General features: G+C 43.6%; 22 protein-coding genes. 8 read left to right on the forward strand and 14 right to left on the reverse strand.

Going from position 1 to position 26,995, the window contains the following annotated elements:
- Nucleotides 1–3: 3 nt before the first annotated feature.
- Nucleotides 4–1,419 carry a metallophosphoesterase gene (locus MsAc7_RS07530; RefSeq protein WP_338102299.1) on the reverse strand — a complete coding sequence of 472 codons (1,416 nt, stop codon included), beginning with the start codon at nt 1,417–1,419 and terminating at the stop codon, nt 4–6.
- Nucleotides 1,420–2,115 (reverse strand): PHP domain-containing protein, encoded by a 696-nt coding sequence (locus MsAc7_RS07535; RefSeq protein WP_338102300.1) that lies wholly within the window; start codon nt 2,113–2,115, stop codon nt 1,420–1,422.
- Nucleotides 2,116–2,299: 184 nt separating this feature from the next.
- Between MsAc7_RS07535 and MsAc7_RS07540 the strand changes: the two genes are divergently transcribed.
- Nucleotides 2,300–2,545, forward strand: a complete 246-nt coding sequence (locus MsAc7_RS07540; protein ID WP_338102301.1) for a hypothetical protein — start codon at nt 2,300–2,302, stop codon at nt 2,543–2,545.
- A gap of 179 nt (nt 2,546–2,724) precedes the next feature.
- On the opposite strand, the gene hflX is transcribed toward MsAc7_RS07540, so the two are convergent.
- The 9 genes from hflX to MsAc7_RS07585 all read right to left on the reverse strand — a co-directional run bounded on the left by hflX (nt 2,725) and on the right by MsAc7_RS07585 (nt 12,761).
- Complete coding sequence (gene hflX, locus MsAc7_RS07545) at nt 2,725–4,125, reverse strand: GTPase HflX (protein WP_338102302.1); 1,401 nt, start codon at nt 4,123–4,125, stop codon at nt 2,725–2,727.
- Entirely contained in the window at nt 4,088–4,504 is a 417-nt protein-coding gene (locus tag MsAc7_RS07550) for a DUF2209 family protein (protein WP_338102303.1), read from the reverse strand. Before MsAc7_RS07550 ends, hflX begins: the two co-directional genes overlap by 38 nt.
- Before the next feature lie 77 nt (nt 4,505–4,581).
- Nucleotides 4,582–5,670, reverse strand: coding sequence for a tRNA-intron lyase (gene endA, locus MsAc7_RS07555; RefSeq protein ID WP_338102304.1), 1,089 nt, complete (start codon nt 5,668–5,670; stop codon nt 4,582–4,584).
- Nucleotides 5,671–5,768: 98 nt separating this feature from the next.
- Nucleotides 5,769–7,259 (reverse strand): Ni-sirohydrochlorin a,c-diamide synthase, encoded by a 1,491-nt coding sequence (gene cfbB, locus MsAc7_RS07560; RefSeq protein ID WP_338102305.1) that lies wholly within the window; start codon nt 7,257–7,259, stop codon nt 5,769–5,771.
- Nucleotides 7,260–7,334: 75 nt separating this feature from the next.
- Nucleotides 7,335–8,135, reverse strand: a complete 801-nt coding sequence (gene cfbC, locus MsAc7_RS07565; protein ID WP_338102306.1) for a Ni-sirohydrochlorin a,c-diamide reductive cyclase ATP-dependent reductase subunit — start codon at nt 8,133–8,135, stop codon at nt 7,335–7,337.
- A 151-nt stretch (nt 8,136–8,286) separates the two neighbouring features.
- A complete protein-coding gene (gene cfbD / locus MsAc7_RS07570; protein ID WP_338102307.1) occupies nt 8,287–9,420 on the reverse strand; it encodes a Ni-sirohydrochlorin a,c-diamide reductive cyclase catalytic subunit in 1,134 nt (377 codons plus the stop codon).
- Nucleotides 9,421–9,488: 68 nt separating this feature from the next.
- Nucleotides 9,489–9,920, reverse strand: a complete 432-nt coding sequence (locus MsAc7_RS07575) for a pyridoxamine 5'-phosphate oxidase family protein (protein WP_338102308.1) — start codon at nt 9,918–9,920, stop codon at nt 9,489–9,491.
- A 55-nt stretch (nt 9,921–9,975) separates the two neighbouring features.
- Entirely contained in the window at nt 9,976–11,514 is a 1,539-nt protein-coding gene (gene cfbE, locus MsAc7_RS07580) for a coenzyme F430 synthase (protein ID WP_338102309.1), read from the reverse strand.
- A gap of 446 nt (nt 11,515–11,960) precedes the next feature.
- Nucleotides 11,961–12,761: a queuosine precursor transporter gene (locus MsAc7_RS07585; protein WP_338102310.1), complete on the reverse strand. Its 801-nt coding sequence runs from the start codon at nt 12,759–12,761 to the stop codon at nt 11,961–11,963.
- A gap of 568 nt (nt 12,762–13,329) precedes the next feature.
- Here MsAc7_RS07585 and cca point away from each other — a divergent pair.
- The 6 genes from cca to MsAc7_RS07615 all read left to right on the forward strand — a co-directional run bounded on the left by cca (nt 13,330) and on the right by MsAc7_RS07615 (nt 20,974).
- Entirely contained in the window at nt 13,330–14,736 is a 1,407-nt protein-coding gene (gene cca / locus MsAc7_RS07590) for a CCA tRNA nucleotidyltransferase (RefSeq protein ID WP_338102311.1), read from the forward strand.
- A gap of 175 nt (nt 14,737–14,911) precedes the next feature.
- Complete coding sequence (locus MsAc7_RS07595) at nt 14,912–16,024, forward strand: matrixin family metalloprotease (RefSeq protein WP_338102312.1); 1,113 nt, start codon at nt 14,912–14,914, stop codon at nt 16,022–16,024.
- Between the two features lie 359 nt (nt 16,025–16,383).
- A complete protein-coding gene (locus MsAc7_RS07600; protein WP_338102313.1) occupies nt 16,384–17,565 on the forward strand; it encodes a hypothetical protein in 1,182 nt (393 codons plus the stop codon).
- Nucleotides 17,566–18,207: 642 nt separating this feature from the next.
- Nucleotides 18,208–18,570, forward strand: coding sequence for a hypothetical protein (locus MsAc7_RS07605; protein WP_338102314.1), 363 nt, complete (start codon nt 18,208–18,210; stop codon nt 18,568–18,570).
- 158 nt (nt 18,571–18,728) lie between these two features.
- The gene (hisD, locus tag MsAc7_RS07610; RefSeq protein WP_338102315.1) at nt 18,729–20,009 is read left to right on the forward strand and encodes a histidinol dehydrogenase; all 1,281 of its coding nucleotides are present in this window, start codon (nt 18,729–18,731) and stop codon (nt 20,007–20,009) included.
- A 233-nt stretch (nt 20,010–20,242) separates the two neighbouring features.
- The gene (locus MsAc7_RS07615) at nt 20,243–20,974 is read left to right on the forward strand and encodes a glucose-6-phosphate isomerase family protein (RefSeq protein WP_338102316.1); all 732 of its coding nucleotides are present in this window, start codon (nt 20,243–20,245) and stop codon (nt 20,972–20,974) included.
- Between the two features lie 279 nt (nt 20,975–21,253).
- Here the strand turns inward: MsAc7_RS07615 and MsAc7_RS07620 are convergent, their stop codons facing one another.
- On the reverse strand, nt 21,254–24,235 hold the full coding sequence (locus MsAc7_RS07620; protein WP_338102317.1) for an STT3 domain-containing protein: 2,982 nt from the start codon (nt 24,233–24,235) through the stop codon (nt 21,254–21,256).
- A gap of 250 nt (nt 24,236–24,485) precedes the next feature.
- Between MsAc7_RS07620 and MsAc7_RS07625 the strand changes: the two genes are divergently transcribed.
- Nucleotides 24,486–26,009, forward strand: a complete 1,524-nt coding sequence (locus MsAc7_RS07625) for a flippase (protein ID WP_338102318.1) — start codon at nt 24,486–24,488, stop codon at nt 26,007–26,009.
- A gap of 66 nt (nt 26,010–26,075) precedes the next feature.
- Here the strand turns inward: MsAc7_RS07625 and MsAc7_RS07630 are convergent, their stop codons facing one another.
- Both MsAc7_RS07630 and MsAc7_RS07635 read right to left on the reverse strand, forming a co-directional pair.
- A complete protein-coding gene (locus MsAc7_RS07630) occupies nt 26,076–26,501 on the reverse strand; it encodes a HEPN domain-containing protein (RefSeq protein WP_338102319.1) in 426 nt (141 codons plus the stop codon).
- Nucleotides 26,502–26,521: 20 nt separating this feature from the next.
- The gene (locus MsAc7_RS07635; protein ID WP_338102320.1) at nt 26,522–26,899 is read right to left on the reverse strand and encodes a hypothetical protein; all 378 of its coding nucleotides are present in this window, start codon (nt 26,897–26,899) and stop codon (nt 26,522–26,524) included.
- Nucleotides 26,900–26,995: the final 96 nt, after the last annotated feature.

The raw sequence follows: 26,995 nt of genomic DNA on the forward strand, positions 1-26,995 counted from the left end.
TCCTCATCCGAACATGTCGCCGAGCGTGTATTGTTTCGGTTTTTGGCCCGGCTTTTTCTCTTTGTCCTTTTCTTTTTGTTCTTTCTCTTGCGTTTTCTCTTTTTCAGGCTCTTTTTTCTGTTCCGTTTTTATTTCTTTTTCCATTTCCGATTCTGCTTTTGTTTTCGTTTCCGGCTGAATGAAATTTTCGGGACGAATATGATTTTCCCGCCGGCTTTCTTCGGAAAAGTCAACCGATTCCAAATACGCTTTCAAACTGTTTTCAGATTCTTCGTCCACACTGGATTTCGAAATTTCTTTACTGCGGACAATGTTGTCCAACAGAAAACCGGCCCCTGTCAGATTAAGCGTCCGAATGGTTTGATTGACCACGTCGTCCGGATCTTGAAATGTGATATTTGACAACCGTTCCGGCTCTTCGTCGTAACGGTCCCGCCTGTCGCCGACTTTGACGACAAGAGCGCCTTTTTCTAAAACATATTCTTCAATTTCGCTGATTGAAATCAATGTTTTTTTCAATCCCAAAAGCTCGACAAAAACAACCGCGTCCGGTATTTTTTGAGAATATTCATCGATTTTGGCGTAAACCGTTTTCAAATAATCAGATTGGTCGCCGCCATACGGAACGGAAACGGTTACAAAGTCGCGGGTCGGAATCATATATCGGGTTATCGACAATTCATTTTCATCAAGCGTCAGCAAATTAAAAGACCGATTTTCGTCTTCCGACGCGCTGCACCGCTCGGTGCTTCCCGGATAGGTGGCCCAGCAGTCTTTGTATTTCACGCATTCGTATTTGTGATTGTCGCCGAGAAGAACGGCGTCAAACGGAATCGGAATATTGTCTAAAAAATCGTCGCAGCACATCGGCTGCATCGGCAAAACCGGACTGAGAAGCTGGTGGAGAACTAATAAATTGTAAGTGTGAATCGGCTCGTTCGTCGCAGAGGTATTTGAGTTTTCCGCGTCTCCTATGCCGGCTTTCTCCGCCTCGAAAACGGAAAAATCAAAGGCGGAAAGTCTCGGGTGCGATAAGTTGTCCATTCCATAAACAAATGCGGAAACATCATCTTTTGAAATTATATGGGGTTTTTCAGACAACCGTTTGGCCAGCCCCATTCCTTCAAAAAGGTCGAGCCATTGCGTGTTTTGTTTCCCCTCGTGGTTTCCGACGATTCCGAGAAACGGAATGCCGGCCGTTTTTAATGGTTGAAGAATCGCAATCGTTGCCACCAAATCTTCCAGGGACGGATTTCTGGAATCAAATAAATCTCCGGCATGGACGACGGCGTCGGCATTCAATTCAACGGCGCTTTTTGTCACATATGCAAACGAATCAAAAAAATCCTGCTTTCGGATATCGCTTTGGTATTGGCGGTATCCGAGATGCGTGTCGGCCGTATGTACAATTTTAATCATTTAAACCTCATGAAATTGCCTTTTAAAGAGTAATTTTGTTCGTCGGATCACGTTTCCGCCCATTTGGCGGGCGACGACCGAATACGGCGTCAATTCGCCGCCGGGAACTGTTTTTTGCTGCAGAATTGCCGAAATCACCGAATCCGCCGTGTTGTCGGGGACATCGATTTTCGTGTATCCTTGACCGACCAGCTCCGCAATATGGGCGTCGCTTCCGCCGGTTTTGGGCATGTTGAGCCGGTTGGCTTCTTTTTCAGCTTTTTTATTCGCGCCGTTTGTGATGCTTTTTGAATTAAACGTTTCAACGGCGTCCGCGCCCGCGCCCTCAATGTATCCGATTCCGTGAGCGCTTTTTCGAAACGGGTGCGCGATAATGGAAAGGGCGCCCAAATCACGGGCGTAATCAGTGGTTTCTTCCGGCGTCATCTTCGGGGGGATTTTTTCAAAAACCCCCAGCGCCAAAATATGACCTTTGGCGGTACTGACTTCAATTCCCGGAATGACGACAACTCCGCCGTATTTTTCCGGAAATTCACGCACCAGCTCCATCGCTTTAAAAGCGCCTTTGATTTCGTCGTGATCGCAAATCGCGATTCCGTTTAGGTTTTTTTCCTTGGCGGTTCTTAAAATATCTTTGAGAGACGCCATTGAGTCTCGTGAATATTGTGAATGAACATGTAAATCGTATTTGAGCATGCAAAGAAATTGGATATCTGATTATATATTCTCTTTGTATAAATTTAAGAATTAAAACGGCAGGAAGCTATAAAACACATTTCTTTAATACTTTCACCCCGCTTGTTTGAGCTTTATATTCTTAAAGCCCCATGTCATGTTTGTTCTTAAAATAAAAGAAGAAGAACCCAGAGGTGATTCTCAAATGTCAATTGAAGTGCTTGAGCCGCAATCCAAATTTTTTGAAATCGGAATTGATGGACTTGTCGGATCCGGAAAATCCAAACATCAAAAATATGAAAGTTTGCTGGACTGTGAATATGAAATGGACATCGTTGACGAGCTCAACATTGTGGAACAAATCAATGCTTATGCGGTCCAAGGCTGGAAATTCGCGTCCATTTGCGGCGAATTCATTATTTTCAAGCGTCCGATTCGTTTTACGGACTAAATCCCAAACTCAACTAAAACACGGGCAAAATTCAAAAATTTAAATCAAATTTATCCCTTTGAACGGATAGAAATTGTGTGAACCAAAAACGAAAACAGCCGGACGAAAGAACGAACGGCGAAATTGTGTGAAAAGAAGGGAATTTTCGTGGCAGAAGTTCCCTTTTTTTATTGACTTTTTCAGCAGGCAACTCCTTTTTCTTCCGCCTTTTTTAAAACATCGTCCGTTTTGGCCATCACATCGTCCGTTGCGCAAAATTCAAACGTCATGTATTTTCCATAAAGAATTTCGTCCACAATTCCGTTTTCATAAAACCATGACAAAGCTGACGCGCCGGCTTTCGTATTCGGAAGCGATATTGTTCTCACAACCGGTTGCGGCAGATTTCTGTCGATTTCAAGGAGAAGTTTATCAAGGCCGGTTTTGTTTTTGGCGGAAATGAATACCGGATTTAAAATCAAATGTTCCAGCTCTTCCAACTTTTGTTTTTGTTCTTTTTTGGAGACCAATTCCGATTTGTTTAAAACCGTAATAATGTTCGACGTTCCCTTTTCCCAAAGCGTTTCATGGCACGTGATCAATTTATCTCGGATATGGTCGGCCGGTTCGCTGAAATCGACCACCAAGAGAATCATGTCGGAAAAATAAATGCCTTCCAGCGTCGAACGAAACGCGTCCACCAAAAAGTGCGGCAAATCTTCGATAAATCCGACCGTGTCGGTGAGAAGAATTTTTCGCTTTCCGAATTCAAGCGCCCGGGTTTTCGGAATCAGCGTCGTGAAAAACATGTCTTTGGATTCCGCGTTTTCGTCCACAAGCGCGTTAAAAAGTGTGCTTTTGCCGGCATTGGTGTAACCGGCCAGAGATATCATAAAAAACCCGCGCTTGTGACGGTAAAGGCGGCGCGCTTCCTCTTCCAAGTCAGCTTTTGCCAGCTCCGTTTCAATTCTGGAAATGCGTTTTTTGATGTCTTGTTCATAAGAATCTTCGTAATCCCCAAGGCCGCCCCAGCCGGCTCGCTCTTCTTTTTTGGAAAGCGCGATCAACATTTTCGCACTCGGAAGCTCATACCGGAGGCGTGCAAGTTCCACTTGAAGTTTGGAGCGGTGCGTTGTCGCCCGCTCGGCAAAGATATCTAAAATTAATTGAAACCGGTCAATAACTTTGCAGGCGGCGCCGGCTTCCCCGCAGAGTTTAGAAATATTGTAAATTTGAGAAGTGGACAGCGGATCATAAAATATGACTTGCGTTGCCTTCAAATCACGGGCTAAAATGGCGACTTCCCGCGCTTTTCCGCTGCCGACATTGTACTTGCGGTCCGGATACCGCTCCTGAACGACGGTGTCCGCGACTTTGTAATCCAGCGCTTTGGCCAGCTCAACAAATTCCGCAGCTTTTCGGGCATTTTTGTCCGCATCCGAATTCGGGGAAATCCGCATCACCAAAATAACGGTTTCGATGCGGTTTTTTCTATTTTTTGGGAGGGCTGTTTGTTCCGTTTGAATACTATTTGCTCCTTCTGGTCCTTTCTTTTCGGATTTTTCATTTTTCGGAAACAGCGTTTCGAATGTCGATTCCAAGTTCTTTCATCAAAATATTTCGGGTGCTGTGAGAGACATGATGTGCGATTTCAATGGCTTTCCGGTCTCCGATGGATTCCTGATATCGGATGTCGGCTGAGAAAAGGGATTTGCACAGGCTGATGTCCGTGTTGAATAAGTCACCGCGTTCGATAATGATCGGTCCTTTTTCTTTGATTTTGGCGATTGTTTTCTCAATCATAAAGACGATGTCGGAAAGTTCAAGCGGTTTGTTCATGAGAAAGGCGTCCGATTGGATTTCATTCACCTTTTCAATGCCGGTCGGTGTCATAAATACGGAAACCGCCGAACACACCGCATAATACCCGATGTTTATTTTGTGCCTTCCGGAAATATCCACCGCAATCGACGTAAACATTGTTCTCCTCAGCCCTTTTCCAACTTTGCCGTTATCGTCATATTCAGTCCTTTGCCAAGTGTTTTGTTTCATTTCCGTTACATTTTGATCCGTTCAAACTCGATATATTCGATTTTCCGGCCGGTGTCGGCGGCATAAATCATTCTTTTGTGGACGCTGTTCGCCAGGCGGATTGCCCCCGACGTCACCGGCATTTTAAACAGGTGGTCCGGTGAAATCACGTGAAGCAAAAACTCGGAGTGCGGGATTTTGTCAAGCGATTCGACTTTTTCATAAATACGGAAATGCGTTCCGAATTTAAATCCGGTTTTCGGGACAAATTTTCTGTCCTTTAAATCTTTATAAATGGCATATTTTTTCATAAAATCCGGTTCAATCGATGATGCGTGTTCAACGAATTCATCCGGCGTCATTTTTTCGGAATTTAAGTTGAAGATCTCAATTCTGTTCTGTTCCATCAGGTAAAGCGCTTCCACAAGCGATAACTGAAGCCGGTCTTCATCCATCATTTTTCCGAAAAACGCATTCTGGTAAAGCTTTTCGGAAACGGTTTTGTTGTCCAAAACCACCCGCTCTTTGAGGAGAATGGCGGGAATCGGCCTGAAACCTTCCGGTCCGGTCTTCAAATCCGGGATGGGATAACTCATTTCCCCGAAAAATCCGTTGTTTTGGTCGACGCGTTTGATTTCAAAAAACGTGATGTCGCTTTCTTCATCGACCAACGCCAAAATAAATTGTTTTCGAACATTTTCCGTGTTGTTCAAGTGTTGAATTAAAGCGGAAAACGGCAAGTCAATTCGTTCCGATTGAACAAAAACAAAGCTTTTCGCCGCTGTTTTTCCGGGGGATCCGCCACGCGGATATATCCGAAAATCGGTTGCTGCCGATTGAATATAATACCCGCGTTCTTTGAGATCTTTGTAGACAATGTATTTCAGTTCGAAAAAATCCTCTTTCAGAGCGGCAAATTTAAGGAACGCGTCAAAATCAAGGGCTGTTTTATCTTTGAAGATTTCGATTTTGTTCCGGTAAAGAAGGTAAGCCGCTTCCACAAACCGAAGATAAAGGACGTTGTCTTTGGGACGCCCGAAATAGCCGGATTGGTATAAGGCGGGAATAGCCTCCGCGCCGGCCACAACATAATTTCCTTGGATTTTTGTTTTCAAAAAGACACCCGGTGATGATATTAAATTTCAGTCATTTCAGATTCAAATATTTTCACAATCTGTATTCATTCTGCTTCTTTTTATTCTTTTCAATTTATTTATTTTTTGTTTTTGCCGTTTTGATTATTTTTCTTGTTTTCATGGTATTTTCGGGCGCTCTCAACAAAATTTCGAGCAAATCCCTTGTAAGAAACGCCGTGGTAATGGGTATAGGTTCCAATCGTGTTGTTGACCATAAATCCGTCCTTTTTATCCGCAATCCCGACACCGCGTGTGATCCGGATGGCGAATTCCGCGTCTTTTGAAATATTCTCCAAAGCGGAGTGGTGAAATTCGTGCGCGATAAACTCCTCGCCGGCTTTCCCGATGGGCGTATCTTTTTCAAATCTACCGTTCGTATACGTGACAACGCGTTTTCCGCTTCCGTAAACGGTTGCCGCCTTAAAAATACCGACCATTTCAAATTTGATATCGCAGCCACTGTTGCTTTTAATGGAAACGGACCTGGATAAATAGTTCATGCCGGCCGATTCCGCAAAGATTGGCATTCCGGTTTCTGAAGCGGTTTTGACAGAATCTTTCATGGTTTTGTTGCCGGCCAGCTTTGCCGCAAAAATTTCCGGCGTGCCGCCGCCGATGTAAAGAGCGTCAACATCCGGAATCTCGATATCGTTTAAGGGACTGAATTTGACGATTTCGGCGCCCTCCGCGCGCATCAAGTCAATGTTGTCCGGATAATAAAAGTTAAAGGCTTCGTCAAAAGCGACGCCGATTTTGGGATGAACCATGCTGAACGGGTCTGCTCGCGTCTCAAAAAGACTGTTTGCCGGCCGGGGAATGGGACCGGCGGTTTTGGCAATTTTGACCAGTTTTTCCAAATCCACATTTTCGGCGACGCCGTCTTTGATCTTTTCCATTTTATCAAAGAACCCGTCGTGGAATTTCCGCCCCTCCGGGATTGGGACAAGTCCGAGTTCCCGCATGGAAAATCCCATATTCGGGTCGCGGTAGACGACGCCAATCACCGGGATTTTTGTCGTTGATTCAATCGCCGCCACGGCTTTTTCGGCATGGCGTTTGCTTCCGATGTTGTTGAGAATAACGCCGGCGATGTTTACTTCCGGATCAAATGACGCAAATCCGGAAACAAGCGCCGCGCATGAACGCGTCATACTCTTGGCGTTAATGACCATAATCACGGGGCACTTCAATATTTTGGAGATTTGGGCTGTGCTTCCGATGTCGGAATAGGCGTCAAGGCCTTCAAAAAGGCCGCGGACACCTTCAATCACGGCAATATCCGCGCTTTTTTCGCCTTTTTCGAAAGAATCGCACGCATGAGAAAAAACATCCAGGACTTCATCTGAGTTCATGAGATATCCGTCAAGATTTCGAGACCGGCGGCCCGTAATTGCGGTATGGTATTCCGGGTCGATGTAGTCAAGCGCTACTTTAAACGGTTGAACCGTGTAACCCAAATCCTTCAATGCCGCCATTATCCCCATCGAAATCGTTGTTTTTCCCGACGATGACCGGTCGGCGGAAATTAAAATTCGCGGAACCAATTCGGGTTTTTCGGATGTTGCCATATTTTTCCTCCTTTTTTGATTGTTTTTGAATGATTTTTCTGTTTTATTTTTCTGCCGCTTGTTTCTTTTTTGAACTTATTCGCTGTATTTTTTGGACAAATTTCGCAATTGTTCGTCGTCAAGCGGTACGGCTTTTACGCGTGTTTTATTGTTCATCAGTTCAACAGCCAGTTGTTTGTAGACTTTCGCAATGTCGGAATCCGGCGCTTTTTCAAGAACGCTGTATCCGTCGCGTTCGCAGCTTTGAACGATCGGATCCTTTGGAATGTAGCCGATCAGTCGGCTTCCGATTTTGGTTGAAAACTCTTCCACAAGTTCCCGTTCCCGGTCAGCGTTTCGGGAGTTGCAAATGACACCGCCCAAATCCATTCCGATTCGGACAAAGCCGCGGCAGATGTTGTTGGCAGCGTAAAGCGGCATGTATTCGCCCGATGTTAAAACGTAAACTTCATTCACAAATCCTTTTTTGATGGGGGCGACAAAACCGCCGCAGACGACATCGCCGGGGACATCGTATATAATCAAATCGTTGTCCATGAATTCCGGATAAATCTTTTTGAGTGTCTCAATCGCAACGATGATGCCGCGGCCGGCACAGCCGACACCGGGTTCGGGGCCGCCGACTTCCATGCACAAAACGCCACCGAAACCTTCGAAAATCACGTCTTCTTTGGCAATGGTTTGCTTTTCTTTGAGCAAATCCAAAACCGTCGGAATCCGTTTTCCGCCAAGAAGCGTTATTGAAGAATCGCTTTTCGGATCGCAGCCGATGATGAGAACTTTTTTTCCGGAGAGAGCCGCGGCTGCCGCGATGTTTGACGCGGTACTCGACTTTCCAATGCCGCCTTTTCCGTAAATCGCAATCACTTTTTTCATGTCAGATCAAATGATGAATCATGTTATAAAAATATGAAAAATAACAATTTCTTGGTTTTTATTTAAACTTTTGTTTCCCATTTTTTTCGGAAACTTCACCCAACGAATTCAAAAAGTGAAAGTCCGAATTGAAAATAAAAACAAACTCGGTTTATTTTTGCGGGTTGTTTTTTATTTGGTCGGCACAAATCGCCCGCAGCGTGTCGCCGAATTCGGAAGGGACAATTGAGGAAATGCCGAGCGTTTTCGGGTGCAAGTCAATTTCCACGATGACATAATCGTGCCCCATTTCTTTAATCGGTGCCACTTGTCGGGGGCCGTTTGTGATCGAAATGAGTTCCATTCCGGCAAACGGCTCCATCAAAAGCGCATGCGGGACGCCGGCAATTAAAGCGGCGTCAAAATCCGAATATTTTTCATCGATGAGTTTTGCCACCCGGTCACCGGTGACGGCGTATTCGTCAAGTCCGCCGATGATCTCATGAATCGGAACATTGCGTTTTTCAAATTCCGCCATGATGTTTTTGGCGTGTTCGCGAACGCGCGGAAGACCCAAATCAACGTCCGTATTGGCCATCAAAACAATGTTTTTTGAAACGCCTAATATTTCGGCTGTTTCATAAAGCGCCAATATTTCATCGGAAAACATGTAGGCCGTTTCTTTTTTAGCGTTTAAAATTCCCAGAATTTTTTTGCCGGATTTGAGAAGTTCTAAGAGATGTTCCGCCACTTTGTATTTTAAATCTCCTCGGGACGGTTCCAAATAACCGCGGCTGGCGGCGCCGTTTCGAAGTTCGATGTTTGTCGCCTCTTTGAGCAAAAACCGCTGGCGCGTCAATTCTTCTGTACTGATAAGTCCAAGACCCGCCGCAGGCTCAAGAACCGCCATCACACCGGCGGTGTTGTTCGCGTAACCGGCATGTGTTTCGACACAGATGACAGCAATATCGTCCGAGACCGCTCCGACCGAATCTTTCAGTTCTTCGCCGATAATCATGCTGGTACAGGTACCGACAAGCGCAATTGATTTTGGAGAAAAGAGTTCCACTGCGCGGTCAATGGTCGCCGACAGTTTTTCCCGGCCGCCAAATACGAAATCACTTTCATCCATCGCGCTCGTCAAAACGTGCAAATTGTCTTCCTCAAGCAGCCGGGCGTGTTTAAATGAACATCCGGGCGGGCCGTGCAAAATCGCAACGTCCACATTCAAATCCCGAAGTGTGTAAAGCGACGCCACAATCGAACTGGGTCTCGGATGAACAATTAAATCATTATTTGCAGACATTTTTCCTCCGTTTTTAAAAAGGACAACTAACATGTAAATTGCTATTGGACAGCATTTGCAGGACCGAATTATTCATCGATTGAGAAATTTTCGGATTTGAAATTGCTGTAATATCTTCCGGAACTTGCCGTAAATCTGAGGACACAATAATCCGGATCGGTCACACCGAGCGGGTAATACATGGTGTCTCCCTCCCGCCAAATCATTTCTTTACTTTTGGCGTCTTCAAGAACTTCCATGGTACCTTTGAACAACACGCCGCGGAAGAACCTCTTGTCAAAGAAGTAAAGGCCGGCTTTCGGGTTTTTCCGGTATTGAGAAACCCGCACGGACGATGTGTTCGTCGTTAAATAAAATGTTTTGATCCCATCACGCTTTCTTGGCGCAAGCATTGCTTTTGTGTTGGGAAATCCCTCTTCGTCAATGGAACTGATGATGCAAATGGTTTGTTTATCAATCAGGTTGCCCAGTGTTTGTGCCGCGTCTCTCATCATCATCATTCCGTCCCAAAGCGATTTCGATCTAATATCCCTTCTTTTTTACATCCGGTATTGTTTATCTGAAACTTTTAACAGCCATAATGATGACGTCGCCTTCTTTTGAAACTTCAAGAGCTTTCATAAATCCGGATTTGAAATCGTCAGCGTAAAGAGCCGTACACACGTTGCCGTTTTCACCGGCTTCAACAGGGGCATCTACTGCTCCGGCTTCTTCTTGTTCGACATCCCGGCTGCATTTGTCACCCATATATTTTTTCAAACGGTCGCCGACCAGAATCAACTTGTCGATGTCTTTTTTATAATACTCTATCAATTTATCAATTGCAAACGGCTCGATGCCTTCGCAAACCGTCTGTCTTTCCTCGCCGATAACCACGATGAATTCCCGTTTAGCGGTTGCGTCAAAATGCGGTGATTTCTTCTCGAAGTATTTGTCCAGCATGTATTTTATGGCCCATTCACAAGAATAAATATCCAAGCCGGAGTTGGAATTGTCTAAAACATGTCGCCCGTCTTCGGTCGTTTCTTTCATCCGGCCGGAAATTCCGCCGAATTGATCCAGGGCTTCCATGATTTGGGATTCGGAGACATCAAACTCAAGAGCGGCGGAAATGGACGCCGCAAAGGCGGTTTTGTAAGCTTCGGCGTCGTAACCGCCTCGAAGACCGATGCTGAAAAACTTACTGTTTCGGGACGATTCGATTTCAGCGGTTCTTTTGCCGTCTTTTCCTTTGGTGATATTTAAAAAAACATCGGTCGGCTTTCCGTCTTCAACGGCTTTTCCGGAGGCGTCAAAAACAATGATTTCCTGGTCCTGCCGAATGTAATTTTTGATTTTTTCCCAATCATTGTAGTTCACAATAAATGTGCCGTTTTCCTTCGCGCGGGTAAATATTTGTGTTTTGACTTCGGTTGACGTCATGGATTTTCCGGAAACCATGTATTCCGGTTCAAGTGTCGTTAAGATGCCGATGTCTTCCGCGCCGGTGCTGCCGAGTGAAATTTCAAACACGAAAATTTCCGGATTATAACCGCTCTCGAAAATAAAGTCGATAATGTCCGGAACATAGGCCGGGGAAATGCTGATACCTTCCCGGATCATTTTAAATTTTCCGTCCTTCCACATGAAAATTCCTTTTGATGTGTGAAGGCCGACGCATTTTTTGTAAGAAAGCATTTGAGCAAAAAGGGTACATGCGCTTGTTTTTCCACGGACGCCTGTAAATTCGATGAGCTTTTTTCCTTCCAATCTTTTGTCGCCGTGAAGCATCCGGCCGACAATGTCGTGGTGTGTCGTTGTCGGAATTTTAAGTTCGCCCGCTTTTTGGACAAATTCATTTTTGCTGTCCACATGAATCGGCAGGCAGACCAATTCAAAGGTTTTGTCTTTGGGGTCCAAATCCGCCGGGTTGTTTGAAACTAAAAATCCGTACTCTTTCGTAGCTTCCTGAAGTTTTTCATCGCTCATTTTTTTGTAAATATCAAAGGCAGTGATTTGAACGCCTTTTTTAAGCAGCTGGCTCGCGATCGCAAGTCCGCCGTGATTCAAGTCAAAAACGGCAATTTTGGTCCATGGTATTTCCGGATTCTCCATTTCTCAGGCTCCCTTGTCGGTTTATTGTGGTAAAAAATTTTGGCGGATATCCCGGCTTGTAAGGCGAATAAAAGATGCGAAAAGCACTGATTCGGTTTGAAACGGTCAAGCGGGATTTTAAATTATTTTATGATTATTATGATTATTATGATTATTATGATTAAAGAGTCTAATAGAAACAGAAAGATATCCTTTGTTTAAAACAGTTTTGTAACACAAAAGTTCGGGAAAGTATGGCGTTAAAAAGCGGATATTTTGACTTTTAATTTTTTTCATATTGGTCTAAAAATTAAGAAGATGAAAAAAAGAAATGAAAAAGGAAATGAAAAAAAGAAATGAAAAAGGAAATGAAAAAATAAAAATGTGAAAAAATAAAAATAGAAAAAGAAGTGAAAAAAGAAAAAAAGAGGTAAAGAAACAGAAACGAATAAAATAAAAATTTTTATTTACGGTTCGTTTTGTTTCAGTTCTTTTGAATAATCGGTATTCCCAAGCATCCTCTTATACAGAACGAACCACGGCGTATCGACGGCACCGACAAGCACTTTGACAATCATTTGTCCGACAATGAGTCCAATGACGACATCAAGCGGCATGCCGCCGATCAGATAAAACGCAATGAAGACGAAAATGACGGAGTCAAGCGCCAGGCTGACGACGTCTGTCAGAAGCGACCGGATCCAAATGTACGGGTTGAAGAATGTGTCGCCTTTAAATGCCAGTTCCCGGGGGCGTAATTTTTGTTTGATGTAGGAAAACATGTAGGTGTCAAGGATTGAACAGACCAAAAATGAAATCCAGCTGGCGAACACAATACCGACGCTGAGCCCGAAAATGGAAAGCCAAGCATCGTTAAGCTCGTAAAACGGCGCAGCCGGAATTTTAACGGCCATAGCGACGAACATGACGTATAAGACTTGAGTCAAAAGCGCGATGGTAATTGCGGTGACCGCTCTTTTTTTACCGTACACTTCGTTGATCATGTCAAGCACTTGGGAAATAAACGGATAAATGATGGCGGCCGTCGGAGCTGCCAGGACGAAACTGTATCCGAACCAGGTTCCAAGGTCGTAAACAGAAATGCGTGTCGCGATTACTTGCGAACTGAGCAGGTAGGTGACGTAAAAGGCGGTCAAAGCAACAAATCCGTAGACCGGATATTTTTTAACGATGCGGACGGACACGAGTGTAACGACCGTCATTGTAATGAGCCAAAATAAAATGATGTATAAAACGGTATAATCCATATTCAACTTCCTCGATCGGTAATAATTGATAATTTATGGCTTGGTTGATTCCGATTTTCCTTTTTTAAATCTTTTAAAGTTCGAAGTCATATTCCAAAAATGGAGCATGTCAGCATAACTTTCAGAAATCAAGCCTGACAAAACCTTCATGAAAACATGAGGTAGGAACGCAAAAGGCACGGGTTTCAATCATGCGATTTCGCTGTGAAATAACATAAAAACATGTCTGCCCCTCAAATCATTCAATCGAAACGGTTTTTCGATTGAATGACCGGGATTGGGGATAAACGAATCTGTTTCAAAGATTTCGTTTTTTCTGTTTTTATTTGTTTCCTTTTTTTCAATTATTTGGCCAATCGAAAAAGATGAAGTTTATATTTATTCTTGGTATATGAAAGAAACGCTGGCGAAATGATGTAAATGCTGAACAAACCGGACGGGTTATCCATTCCTTTATCATCTGCCTCACCGTTATTCAAAATTATTTCCTCAATCTCCGAATCAGATAAAAATTAATAAAAAGAAGTGACTTTTTAATTGCTTATTATATTTTCAGGCTTGTGACCATATGACTTCCAACAAAAAGGCAAATCGAGAACAGGTTCCAAATGATGCCGTTTTTTCAAAAATCCGGGCGGAAGTTCTTCCAAAAATCCGGCCGTCGGAAACGGAAAGAGTAAAATTGGAAGCCGTCAAAGCTGAACTTTTGGAGGCGATTTGCAAAACGGCGGAAAAATTCCATGAGGATGACATCATTCCGATTTCTGTCGGCTCTGCTGAGCGTTCCACTTGGCTTTCCGGCAACCATGACATTGATCTTTTTGTTTCCTATCCGGAAGGCGTTTCCCGGGAAGAGATGGAAACGCGCAGCCGCCGGCTTTTGATGGAAGTCGCCAAAACCGGGGATTCTTGGGAAGACCGGCATTCGGAACACCCTTATATTCATATGACCAAAAGCGGGTTTGAAGTGGATTTGGTGCCGTGTTTCCGGGTTAAAAGCGCGTCCGACATCAAGTCGGCCGTTGACCGGACGCCGTTTCATTGTTGCTTTGTCAAGGAACGAATTTCCGGAAAGGAAGACGATGTTCTCCTTTTGAAACAGTTCATGAAGAGCACCGGCGTTTACGGCTCTGAAGTTCGAAACGGCGGTTTTTCCGGCTATTTGACGGAACTTTTGGTCATTTGGTACGGCTCGTTTGAAAACGTTCTTCAAAACGCCGCTTGTTGGCGTTTCGGTCAAACGATTGATATCGTTGGCCATCAAACGCTTTCCCACGAAGACCCGCTGGTTGTTATCGATCCGACCGACCCGAAGCGTAATGTCGCAGCGGCACTTTCTCTGACACGTTTTGCTCAATTTATCAACGTCGCTCAGCGTTACATGCAAAGCCCAAACGTCGATTTCTTTATCAAAAAAGAATATGCGCCGCTTTCGGTTTCCGAATTTAAAGAAATCATGAAATGCCGGGGAACGGAATGGGTTGGCCTTGTCTTTGACGCGCCGAAAAAGGCGGACGACACACTTTATCCGCAGCTTTTCCGTCTCGAAAATTCGCTCGGTGAAATTTTAGCCGCCAATGATTTTGCCGTCATGAACACGCATTCGTTTGCCGAAAACAAATGTCTTATTCTCTTTGAGCTGATGTCCAAAACACTTCCGCCGCTTCAAAAAAGAGTCGGACCTCCGGTTTGGGCGGCCGATAACGCCAAATCGTTCTATGACAAATATAAGAATGCGGAAGAAACGTTTTCGCTTAAAATAAAAAATGAGTTTCTTGTCGCTGAAATCGTCCGAAAATATCAAACAGCGGAAAGTTTAATCGCCGATAAAATTCTCAAAGAAGCGGCGCTCGGACGGCATGTGCGGGCGGCGGTGTCCGACGGATACGAAATCATCGGCTTGGACGAGATTTGTGAAATCAAAAGTCCGGCCTTTTGGAAATGGATGGCAGAAAAGCTGACGAAACAGATTTAACATTTATATTTCATGGTTTAGAAATTCATGAAATAACTATAAATGTATTATTTATAAAATTTTATAAAATATTATTTTTTTATAAGGTAACTATATTTAAATAGTTGGAATATTATTTATTTTTGGTTGTTAATAGCAGTATTAACAACGATTAATAAATAAAGAGGTTTTAAATATGAAAAAAATTTCAGCTATTATGTTAGTTTGCGTTTTAATTCTATCGATTCTGGCAGTTCCTGCTGGTGCAGTGGTAGATTATAGGTATGGTATGCATAATACAACGATAAACGTTACTTTTACTAATGACTATAACAGCACATGGAAATCTGAAATAATGTCTGCAGCTTCCACTTGGCAATCAGCAAGTTCAAGTTACTCACGTAAATTGCAATTTGTAAATAAAACGGGCTACAATGACACAGATGGTATTTCTTTTAACAAGCAATCATTCAGTAATAATACAATCGCATCAGCTACTCGTTATGTTGGCACTCGAAATGGACGAGAGTACATTCTTTATGGCAGAATACAATTTAACACGAATCATAATTTTACATCCAATATTTCGCAAGCTACTTCGCCTAATTCTACAAGTTGGGGTGTTTATGATATTCAGTCAATTGCACTTCATGAATTGGGCCATCCTTTGGGGCTTGGTGATAACGATAACAGTTCAACAGTTATGTATCAACATGGTCAAGCCAGGAGGACTTTATCCACAACGGATACTAATGATCTTAAATCAATTTACAATGTAATTATTGCAAATAGTTTCTCTCCTCAAAATGCCATTGATGATTATGATGATATTGAAATATCAACTTCCATAACATATGTTTCACTTTCTGAAGACCTCATGGTGAATGCATCTGATTTGGTTGTTAGGGGAAAAGTGAAAGAAGTTCTTCCAGGGCAATGGAACACACAGGATGGAGAATCTCCCTCTATTAAAGAAATGAGCAAATATGACATATTCCATGATGTCATAATTGAAGTTGATGATGTTTACAAAGGCAATTTCTCCGGTAAAGAAATTCGTGTTCGAAGAATCGGGGGAATTGTTGACAATGTTAAACAAACTTTAGATACCAGAGATTATATTGTAGGCGATGAGGTGATATTGTACTTGATTGAGGGGTCAGACGTATCTTCAAGTAACGATAAATCTGTTTGTTATTCTGAATTGAACAACGATGGACAATTGTTTATTGTTAACGACACCTTAGCAATTACTTCAACTGGGAAGACTGTAGATATTGAAGAGCAAGTCATGTCTAAAATTAGTTAAAGATGGACTTCAGAAAATATGTTCAGAATTATTTCTGAACATAATTTTCAATTTAATTACAATAGGCAGGTGACATAATGTTCAAATTGAATTATCACAAATCTTTAACAGTTTTATTTACTCTGTTCTTATTTTTTGGAATTATATTCCCAGCTCTTGCAGATCAAACTCCTCCCCCTCCTACGCATATTTATGAAATTAGTTCTGGGGGGACATATGATCTAAGCAACTATTATCTTCCTGCGGTAATTATAGTTACAACAAGCGAGCCAATTACATTAGATGGAACTCGCGGAAAGTTGCAAAAACCCTTTTTTATTCTATGTAACGCAGGCTCGAATGGTGTCAATTTAACACTTATGGATGTTAATTATTACAGCGAAATTCCTCATCCGGTTGGTCTTTCTCAAGAACCTTATTCAGCACTCCATTTTGCGAGCGGAAATAATAAATTATGCTTGTCGGGAGTGAATTCAATCAATGTATATCAACCATCTGATTATACTTTCTCCAAACAAGGTGCGGCTATCGGTGTTCCGGTTGGTGTCACTTTGGAAATCTCAGAGATTGAAAATGGAACCGGAAGTTTGACTGTCAGCGGCGGCCCCGGCGGTAGCGGCATTGGCGGCGGTTCCGGTTGGGGTATTGATAAAATTGAGCTTGGAGAACCCGAGATAACAAATGGTGGCGATGCCGGGACAATTATCATCAAAAGTGGAACCATCAACGCAATCGGCGGCATTTACGCAAGCGGCATCGGTGGCGGATGGGGTGGAAACGGTGGAAATATTATAATTGAAGGTGGCACGGTCGCGGCAATGGGTGGGGAGCGCGGCAGCGGTATCGGTGGTGGAAATGCCGGAAATGTCGGAACTATTACCATTTCCGGCGGAAATGTGACTGCAAAAGGACAAAAGGGCGGTGCCGGCATCGGTGGCGGTACATGTTATAATTCGACCGAATGTAACTATGATGGAACTATAACACTCAGCGGTGGTGTTGTTCTCAGCCAAATTTCAACAGATGATGCCGGAAGCGGTGTCAATGGTTTTGGCGCACCATTCTACTGGGGAAAAGGCGCCACCGTCGGTTCCGGCGGTGTATGGTCGGAAATTGATCCAAGGGATTCCATTTACACTGATCATCTCTATGGAGGGTCCGGAATCCAAGGAGAGGCAATGGATGGCGAATCATATATTTTGCAGAACATCACTTATTTTGATGAAGCGACTGAACTGACATTGACGTATTCGGTTAACAGCGAAAAAAGTGATGCCGTTTTACCGACGATTGAGCGGCTCAACTTGGATTTCAATGCGGGTTTTCAACCATTTTCGTCATTGAGATGGGAAGATTCGGACGGCAAATCCTATAAGCCGGGAGCCATTGTAACAAAGGTCGACGAGTCCGGAATCAATATGGTTTCCACATCCGGTTCGGAAAATACGATTTGGATAGTTGCCGTTGTCGGAATTCTCAGTGCAATTGTTTTAGCAGGTGCAACTTATTGGTATTATTCCAAAAACAAAAATAAGCAATAAATTTTGATGGGACGGGTGGCGACGCGCGCATTACAGCAACACATTTCTTTTGAGTAAAAAAATTCGGGCGATTTTTAGAAAAATCAAAAATATATTCCACCACTTTTTGAAAAACCAAGCAAGCCGCCCCGAAAAATCAAACGCTTTGCGTTTGATTTTATCGGATTCCGATGAACGGAATTTGGTACAGAAGTGGCAGATGCAACTGAAATATAAAATAAATATGTGTAATCGGAGCTGCAAACAGTAGTTGCAGTTGGAACTGTAAACAGCGGGTACAATCGGAACTGTAAACAGCAGCTGCAGTTGGAACTGCAAACAGCAGACACAATCGGAACTGTAAACAGCAGCTGCAATTGGAGCTGCAAACAGCAGGTGCAATTGGAACTGTAAACAGCAGCCACAATCGGTACTGAAAACTCAAATCCAAAATTCTCAACATGTTAAGCAGTCATGCCACCTCGAATTTTTAAAACTGCAGATGCCGGCGGCAAGTTTTAAAATAGTACAATAGATTGAAAAAACCATCTTCTGTTCTTGAATTTCGTCAACAATCTAAGTCACAAAAAAACAATTGTCGTAGAGAAAGAATATATATTGAAAAATCCATTTTATTTATCATTCAAAAAAGAAGTGATGAGAATGGTTAATCTCAAACGGTTTAATCCGGACGGAACGCGGCGGTATTATTTGACGGATGTCTGCATGGCGGTTTTTTGCGGCATTTCTGTCATATTCGGGGCGCTTATGTTTTTGGCGGCCGAAATCAAATTGGCGTTCATTCACCCGGCGATGATCATCTCAGATCTTCGCTATGTGACTTATGAATTTTTCTTTTTACTCAAATTTCTGGTTCAAACCGGAAATCACTACCCGTTTTTGAGAACGGTTCTTTCTGATTTCTATATCGTCAGTTCCAACAGCCTGCGTTTCGGATACCGGTCTTTATTGTATGGAAACGTTTGGTACAAACGGTATGCGAGATGGGTTGACCGGTATTTATGATTTCTTTCTTTTCCTTTTCCTTCTCTTCTCCTTCCCCTTTTCGTTCGTCTGATTCTTTTTCCATTTAACTTTTCGTTCCTTCTCCATTCTCTTCATTTAATCTTTTCTTTTTGTTCAAAATGATAAGGTTTATTTGATTTCAGGCGGTTTTATTCCTCATGATTTGTCAAAACTTATCCGATTTATCGGAATCGGACCAAAAAAAACTCTTTTCCCGCAATACGGCGCTTTCCGATGTTGAAGCGTCCGTGGACGCGATTTTGAAAAATGTCAAGGAAAACGGCGATTCGGCGATTTTGGAATACGCCGAAAAATTCGACAAGGCCAAATTGTCGTCGCTCCTGGTTTCAAAAAAAGAAATGGATGACGCCGTTTCCGGCCTTTCTCCCGAATTGCTCGCCCACCTTCAAAAAGCAGCCGACAACATCCGAAAATTTCATGAAGCGCAAATCCCGAAAGAAATTTGGGTCGAAAACACAAAAGGCATTCTTCTCGGTCAAAAACCGATTCCGGTAGAGCGTGTCGGCTGTTACGTTCCGGGCGGCCGCGCCAGTTATCCGTCAACAGTTTTAATGACCGCCATTCCCGCAAAAGCCGCCGGTGTCGAAAATGTGATCGTCTGCACACCGGCAAGAAGCGATGGAACCGTTCATCCACTAACGTTAGCCGCTGCCAAAATTGCGGGTGTTGATCAAATTTTTAAAACCGGTGGCGCTCAAGCGATTGCGGCAATGGCATACGGAACAAAAAGCATTCCGCGCGTCGATAAAATCGTCGGTCCGGGAAATGTTTACGTCACCGTTGCCAAAATGAAAATTCGGGATTTCGCGGAAATTGATTTTCCGGCGGGACCAAGCGAAGTTCTTATCATCGCCGACGACTTTGCGGACCCGAAAATGGCAGCGGCTGATATTTTAGCGCAGGCGGAGCATGATCCGAATTCCGTTTCCATTTTGGTGACACCATCGAGTATTTTTGCCGAAAAAGTGATGGAAGAGGTCAATGTTCAAAGGAAAGTGGCCCATAGAAATGAAATTATTGAGTCAGCTCTTGCGAATTCCGCTCTTTTGGTGACAAAAGATTTGGACGAATGCATTGCCTTTTCCAATAAATTCGGGCCTGAACACCTTCAAATCATGGTGGACCCGAAGCGGGAAGATTCAGTGCTGTCCAAAATTAAAAATGCCGGCTCCGTTTTTGTCGGCAACTACGCGCCCGTCCCGGCCGGAGATTATGCCTCCGGAACCAATCACGTGCTTCCGACTTCCGGATATGTGCGGATGTATTCGGGACTGAATACCGCTCACTTTTTGAAATTTGTGACGGTTCAAAAGATCAGCAAAGACGGGCTTTACGCTATCAAAGACACGATTATTGCGCTGGCGGAAGAAGAAGGTCTTTTCGAACATGCTGAGGCGGTTCGGAAAAGATTTGAGTAAAAATCGTGTCCAATTTGAGTCCAAAGTCCAATTTGATAATGGCATCTGTTTGATGGTTATGCTTGATATTTGTTTGTTTCCGAGTTGGGTATTTGTCAACTCAGTTTGAAATTAAGGTAAACTATAAAACAAATCAGTGCTTATTATAAAGCCAAATATTATAAAATTCGATTCCAATCATTTTATTTTACGCCACTCACACTAACTTTTCAACAAATTCACGGAGATTTGATATGAATTCGCAAATGGATTTCAGTAAGGTCTGTACGGCTTTTTCCACCCGGAAGCTTTACGGCATGTCTGACGTTTTGATGGATCAGATTTGGCTGAATAAACAGCCGGACCGTGTTCTTTATGATATGTACCGGGAAGTCCATCTGTCCGACAAAGATTTGACAAAAATGAAAATGCATGTGCTGCGTTACGACATTACAGTCATCCCGCCCGGAATGCTGGGTCCCGAGTACATCAAAACCGCCGGTCATTATCATCCGCCGGTTTCGCATCTGGCCTGTGCCGACGCGCCGTCTTATCCCGAAGTTTATCAAGTCATTCACGGAACCGCCACGTATCTCCTTCAAAAACGCGATTTTTCGGAATTCATTGTCATAGAAGCACATGAAGGCGACGTTGTTCTGATCCCGCCGGATTTCGGTCACGTGACGGTGAACGCTTCCGGTGAAAAATTGACCATGGCCAACTGGGTCTCGGACGCTTTTGATTCCGATTATGAACCGGTTCGAAAAAAAGCAGGTCTTATGTATTATCTGACGGAAGACGGTTTTGTCAAAAACAAAAATTATGATGAATCGCCGGCAATTTCCGTGAGAAAACCCAAAAGTTATCCCGAATTTGGTTTATTTTCAGGGGAAGACATGTATGGGCTTGTGAATGATTTAGAGAAATTGGATTTTTTGAGGCATCCGGAGAAACATACGGAAGCTTTTAAACGTCCCTTTTACTGATTTTGATTCTCGTGTTTTTCCTCTTTTCCTTTTTTTCGTCCCTTCATTTTTCCTTTTTCGTCTGTTGTCCTGCTTTTCGATGAAAATAAAATTTTCATCCCTTTTTCATGTGCCGCCGCCGTCCTGTCTGTAAAAACACCCCCGGCCTGGCATTGATGAAAAGAATGGATCAAATAAAAAAGTGAAAAAAGATAAAGTCCGGAATGAAGTCCGATTGAAATTTAAAAAAGAAAAGAATGAAACCGGAAATCCGGTTTCATATCGCTTATTTTATTTTTATCAAACAACTTGGACCGTTTGTCCCTGCAAAACCGCTTCTTCGGACACGTCCACTTTGGATGTCGTTCCATCGTGCGTAACCGAGTACTGTCCGGTCGGCTTGACGACGAAGTTTGTTTGTCCGGAAATCGGGCCGGTTGTGGAATACGGAACGGTAAACGAATAGTGTCCGCTTGCATCAGCGGTTGCTGTTTGCGAATACATGAAGTTTCGTCCTTGGTTGGTCTGAACCATGGTGGAAATCGTCACCGTCGAATTCGGTGTTGCTGTTCCGGTCACATTGGCGCCTTTCACGTATTCAAAGATTTTCACGTATCCGGTGCTTTGTGTGCTGATGTTTGTTCCGTGCAAGAAGTTGTATAACTCCTTGTAGTAACTCTCCTGCTGTTGCATGTTGAGGCTTTCTTTTTCAGATTCATAAACCATCCGGTACTGTTTCATGTGCTGGGCGTCAAACAGATGCAATTGAACAACCTGAGAGTTAAAGTACCGGTCGCTGCCGATTAAGGTCATGTTGCCTTCGCTGGTCGGCACCGTCACGGTGTAGCCGTCGGTATCCAATGTCCATGCGGTCATCGCGTAGAATTTGCTCATGCCGGACGCCATTTCGATGTCCGTCACAATGTAACGGGCGCCTGACATGTTGTCGCGCGGGTCAATGGCTTCCAAGTAGTAGGTCGCGTCAGCTTCCGTTTCCGCTGTGAAGTAGGGAGCAGATCCCGGAATCATCGGGTCCGTCACGTTTCCGCGGCGTCCGCCCACTCCGAACTGGAACGGGTTGGAATCCGGCATCCGTTTTCCGATCACTTCAATCCAGTGGCCGTAGTCCCACCACGACATAATACCATAGCAGCCGGCCGGATAATTAAACGGAACGGTACTCACCTGATTTTCATAGAATTCAATACCGCTTCCGGAAACTCTGTCGGCTTTGCCGTCGCCGTCCAAATCTTGGAACGGCTGCGTGTAAGTGCCGTACGGGTCCAAAGTCGGCGCCGGCGTGTTGTTGGCCATCCACGTGGTCGCGTTAATCCACGGCATGTTCGGGCCGCCGGTTCCGTAAGTGTACTGGACGGTCAAAAACGCGGTCGGAACCACAATGACAAGGAGCGCAATGCATAAAATCGCAAGACCGGTGATGGCGGTTTGGGAAGTTGATTTTTTCTTGGGTTTTGACGGTTGCCGGACCGCTTCGGATTTGGCGGCCTGTTTGGCAGCCTTTGAATCCGGGCGGTAAGTTTTAGATTCCGCTTTTTCCGCACGAGCCGGTTCCGGTTTGGCTTCCGGTTTCGTGCTATTGCTGTTTCCGTTCATCTTACCGAGGATTTCTTTCTTCCATCCGGCAGCGGCCGCGTCCAACTTGTAATAGTGAGCCAACTCGTACAAGAGGTAAACCGTTAAAATGACAATCGGGACGACGAAATAATAAGCGAAACGGTTCTGCTGAACGAGCGCCCACAAAATCACCATCGTCCAAATGACCAGGAATATTCTTTCCATTTTGTTGTCTTGAACCGCTTTGTATGTTAAGAGCGGAAGGGCAATTAACCACAAGTATCCGAATACAGAGAAGCTGCCATAAAGTTTAATGAATCCGTCGCCGGAAATCATCATCAGGATCAGGAATGCAACCGACCAAATAATCAAGTAAACAGCTTTTGAAAAGTCTTTTTTAATGTACGGTGTTCCCAAGAACGGCAAAACGATGAGGAATATTCCGATTAAGATTGTAAACGCAATCGGTGGGATCGATGTCCCGAAATACGGGGATGCTTCTCCGATTGTAAGAGCGCCGCCTGTTCTTGTAAAGAACCCGACAACACCGAAAACCGCGTTTCTGACAGAGTCGGAAATCAAACTGCCGGCAATAGCGGCTGCGGCGCCGAGAACGATCAAAATAATCGGGTAGTAGATTCTGTTTGCGTTTTTCTTTTCCAAAAGGTAAGACAAAACAGCCATTGCCAAAATCGCGATAAATCCGGCACTAAGCGCCAGCATGTGAAGAGATTTGTATTCACCAATCTGCGGCGTGACAACGACCATGATGAAGTTAATCACAAAAATAATCATTCCGGTGATGGCGATAAAAACAGTGCTTTCGCCCTTCATGTGGTTGGCCATCATTTGAATGGTGACGAAAACGCCGATCATAAACGCAAAGAGGAGCGCGCCTTCCCAAACAAGGGCGTAAAGACCGAGGAAAATTCCGGTTAAAACCGCATATGGAAGGATCGGTTTTAAGGCGCTGAAATTTTTATTTTTTAAATCGGCGTAAGTAATCACTTTGTCTTTGGCTTTTAAAAGCGCGACGATGAGGAAAAAGACGGCGATTGTGCTGAAAAGAACTTCAGCAACGTGGTGGTCGCTGAATCCGATTATGCTTCTGGACAAGAATTGTCCCGGGGCGATGGCCACGAAGAACGCGGATGCAAGACCCACGGCACGGCTGTCAAATATCTTTTTGGCGACAAAGTAAATCACAATGACGCAAAGGGCCGCAAGGAGGCAGGGCCAGTACGCAAAAATCGTCATCGCATAATCGGATGACGTGTTGCCGGTCAAAAATTGAAGAATTTTGATGAATGTTGCCGCCATCATGTCAAAAAGAGGTGCAAACGCTTGGTTTGTTCCGTACGGGTAGGTGGTCGCCGGGTCAAACCACATCATGTGCGGGTAATTATGCAGGAGATAGTCGATGTTTCTCCAGTGGTACCAAGGGTCATTTTCTCCCAGCCGGATAAATCCGTTGTTTAAAAAAACACCATCTTTCGGAGCGATACGGATGACAAATGCCAAAATTGCGGAAATCAAAAGTAAAACGCCGTAAAAAACGCTTGTTAAAATGGAACTTTTGTCTCCGAGGTATTTGTGCGCCAAGTCATCGGATTTTGAATCTTTGGAGGCGGGTTCTTGTTTTGAAACCGGCGCTGCCGCCTTTTCATTCACAGGATTTCCCGGCTCATGATTACTTTTCTGTGCCAATTTTATACCTCTTAAAATAATCGGTCAATGTTAACTATAATATAAAAATACAATAAAAACAATATGAAGTCAAACTCCAAATAAAAAGCCAATAATCAGGCAAATTATTTAATTCTATTTGTTCTTTTTGAATTTGTTTTAGAAAATAGCCTTCAATGGAGTTGTTGAAATTCAACGCAATCCTAAAAAAGCATCAACAAAAGTTGTTTCAACCCAACTGTTAAATACATTCAATTCTGTTTAAAAATGGATGGCTCAGACGGCGGATATTTTTTCAAACATCGGACGCAAAAAGAATGGTTCCGGCGGTGATGAAGACCCAAAGCGGACGCAAAACCTTCGAACTCAAACGCTGGTCTCGCTCATTTCTCAATTCGGTTTGACAGCCATCGGTTTTTTAAGCACGATTTATTTTACGCGAACTGTCGACCCTTCAATTGTCGGCGTTTACTTTCTCTTCTTCTCTTACAACGCCCTCTTTTACTTATTTTCCGAGAGCGGGATTGGTGAAGCCGGCGTTAAACTCATCAGCGAGGGGCGAACGAAAAACGAATATTATTCGGCGTCCATGGCGCTTCGTTTGATTTACCTTGTCTTTGTCATCTCCTTGCTGTTGATTTCATCCGTTCTCTTTCCGGAATCCACTGTTATGAAGACAGGGATTCTTTGGTGGATCATTGCGGCTCTTCTGATTGATTATTTCTATAACAGCCGGATTTACGCGGCTTACAGCGATGGAAAAGTGAACGCGTTTCAAGTCTCCCTTCTTCTGAATACGGCTGTTCGATCGTTGTTTCAGATTGTTTTCGTTTGGCTCGGTTACCATGCGTTCGGCCTGATGGGCGGTTTTTTAGCCGGCATGATTGCGGCGGCTGTTTTTGCGCAGTTTTATACCGGTCTTCGTTTGGTCAAATTTTCAAAGGATATTTTTAAGCGTTTGCTCACTTATGCCGTTTTGATTTTTTTGGTAATGAGCTGCTACTTGGTTTACCAAAATATCGATGTGGTGTTCATCGGCGAATACATGGGGGAAACTGAAGCCGGAATTTACCGGATCGTTTACCAATTCTCAATGCTGGCCGGACTGGCCGCCACGTCCATGAAAGCGGTTTTGTATCCGAAATTCAGCGCCTGGAATGAATCCGGTCAAACCGGCGCGATTACAAAAGGACTTCGAACAGGTACAAACATTTCTCTGATGCTGGCGATTCCGATTTTTTTCAGTTTTTTGATTCTCGGTTCTGATTTTATTTTTCTCTTTTACGGCGACGCCTACGTTCCGGGTGTTGTCCCTCTTTATCTGCTGTCGTTTATTCAAATCATTACTGTTTTTATGTATTTGCAAGGCATTTGTTTAAACGCTGCCAGCCATCCGAAATTTGCGTTCCTGTCCATTGCCGCCGGCATTTTGGCAAATGTTGTTTTAAACGCGGTTTTGATTCCGGATTTCGGCATGGAAGGCGCGGCTGTTGCGACAATTATAGCGATGACGCTCAACTCTGTTTTATCTTATCTCTTTCTTCGAAAGGTTATTCCGGTTTCCTATGATTGGAAATCCGCCGCCAAAATGGTTGCGGCTTCCCTTGTCATGTGCGTGTTTTTGCTGGCGGTCAAATATTTTGTTCCGATTTCAAACATTCTTTGGCTTTTGATTGTTTTTACGGCCGGTGGTCTTTTGTACGGATTAATTCTTTTAAAAACGGACCGGCCGGTTCATGACGAAGTGGCAGGAATGGTCCGGTCGTTTGGGATTTCGTGGCCGAAATGGTTGTGAAGTTTATACAAATCGAGAGAGCAAACTTCCAAAAAATGAATGGGGAGAATTCATATGTTTTTATCTTTAGTTCATGCTTCTCAATTTTGAAAAGATTTGGATGGAATGAAGAATCGCGTCCTTTGCTTGCTCTTTAATCGGAACACTGTATTCAGCCGGAATGTCATAATCGCTGATCAACCTCCACTTTTTTAATTTGAACAAATAATCTCCGATATCTTGAACCGAATGTTCTTTTGACTTTTTGTAAAAATTGGCTAATATTGTATGATCTTTTCCGGTTTTGGAACTTGAAAAATCCATTCGGTTTGCGGCATAGCTCCGTGCCTCTAGGAACGCGGCATAATAAGCTCGGCTGATAGCGGACCTATATGCCGAATCCGGGATAGGACAATCGTTTTGAGCGACTTTAAATAAGTATTTAGAAATATACAAGAAATGAATCGGTTTAAAGTCTGATTGGAGATCTTGCCCCTTAATATTTTTCCCCATAAATTCACCCCAATTGCCCTTTAATACTTCTCGTATTGTGTTATCAAAAAGAAATCGTCTGCCGTTGTCCCATACATTTTTCGAGCATCTTCACAAATGCTAATCATCTCACGACTTAATTCAAGTCCGCTTTGTGCAATCGGAATTTGAATTTCCAAAAAGTGACAGTCATATTCCACTTCAATTTTCATTTGCCGAAGCAATCGGGACCCGTATTTTTCTTTTAAGACTCGGGTGACATACCACAGAATTTCAGAAAAGTTTTGTTTTGCCGCATAATAATACTTGATATCTTCAATTCCTTTTACCAAAAACCGGTCATCCGCTTGAAGTTCATTTAAAACCCATTTCAATTTCAAGTCCGCCGGCATATTTGATAATTCAAGTTCAATCGCCATTTTAACACCATCTTATTATTATTTATTCTGAATCATTAAACTTCTTAATATTATATTCAAACAGATTTTAAAAGTCAATATTCCGAAATATTTGTC

Origin of the sequence: Methanolapillus millepedarum (assembly GCF_032594115.1) — an archaeon.
GTDB lineage: Archaea > Halobacteriota > Methanosarcinia > Methanosarcinales > Methanosarcinaceae > Methanolapillus > Methanolapillus millepedarum.

Bases quoted from the DNA above. Each gene is read 5' to 3' on its own strand.
- MsAc7_RS07625 (WP_338102318.1), top strand. From the start codon at position 24,486: ATGGCTCAGACGGCGGATATTTTTTCAAACATCGGACGCAAAAAGAAT.
- MsAc7_RS07550 (WP_338102303.1), bottom strand. From the start codon at position 4,504: ATGTTTACGTCGATTGCGGTGGATATTTCCGGAAGGCACAAAATAAAC.
- cfbD (WP_338102307.1), bottom strand. From the start codon at position 9,420: ATGTCTGCAAATAATGATTTAATTGTTCATCCGAGACCCAGTTCGATT.
- MsAc7_RS07615 (WP_338102316.1), top strand. From the start codon at position 20,243: ATGAATTCGCAAATGGATTTCAGTAAGGTCTGTACGGCTTTTTCCACC.
- MsAc7_RS07530 (WP_338102299.1), bottom strand. From the start codon at position 1,419: ATGATTAAAATTGTACATACGGCCGACACGCATCTCGGATACCGCCAA.
- MsAc7_RS07585 (WP_338102310.1), bottom strand. From the start codon at position 12,761: ATGGATTATACCGTTTTATACATCATTTTATTTTGGCTCATTACAATG.
- MsAc7_RS07605 (WP_338102314.1), top strand. From the start codon at position 18,208: ATGGTTAATCTCAAACGGTTTAATCCGGACGGAACGCGGCGGTATTAT.
- MsAc7_RS07630 (WP_338102319.1), bottom strand. From the start codon at position 26,501: ATGGGGAAAAATATTAAGGGGCAAGATCTCCAATCAGACTTTAAACCG.
- MsAc7_RS07635 (WP_338102320.1), bottom strand. From the start codon at position 26,899: ATGGCGATTGAACTTGAATTATCAAATATGCCGGCGGACTTGAAATTG.
- MsAc7_RS07600 (WP_338102313.1), top strand. From the start codon at position 16,384: ATGGATGTTAATTATTACAGCGAAATTCCTCATCCGGTTGGTCTTTCT.
- cfbC (WP_338102306.1), bottom strand. From the start codon at position 8,135: ATGAAAAAAGTGATTGCGATTTACGGAAAAGGCGGCATTGGAAAGTCG.
- MsAc7_RS07535 (WP_338102300.1), bottom strand. From the start codon at position 2,115: ATGCTCAAATACGATTTACATGTTCATTCACAATATTCACGAGACTCA.
- cfbE (WP_338102309.1), bottom strand. From the start codon at position 11,514: ATGGAGAATCCGGAAATACCATGGACCAAAATTGCCGTTTTTGACTTG.
- hisD (WP_338102315.1), top strand. From the start codon at position 18,729: ATGATTTGTCAAAACTTATCCGATTTATCGGAATCGGACCAAAAAAAA.
- MsAc7_RS07540 (WP_338102301.1), top strand. From the start codon at position 2,300: ATGTCAATTGAAGTGCTTGAGCCGCAATCCAAATTTTTTGAAATCGGA.
- MsAc7_RS07575 (WP_338102308.1), bottom strand. From the start codon at position 9,920: ATGATGATGATGAGAGACGCGGCACAAACACTGGGCAACCTGATTGAT.
- cfbB (WP_338102305.1), bottom strand. From the start codon at position 7,259: ATGGCAACATCCGAAAAACCCGAATTGGTTCCGCGAATTTTAATTTCC.
- MsAc7_RS07595 (WP_338102312.1), top strand. From the start codon at position 14,912: ATGAAAAAAATTTCAGCTATTATGTTAGTTTGCGTTTTAATTCTATCG.
- cca (WP_338102311.1), top strand. From the start codon at position 13,330: ATGACTTCCAACAAAAAGGCAAATCGAGAACAGGTTCCAAATGATGCC.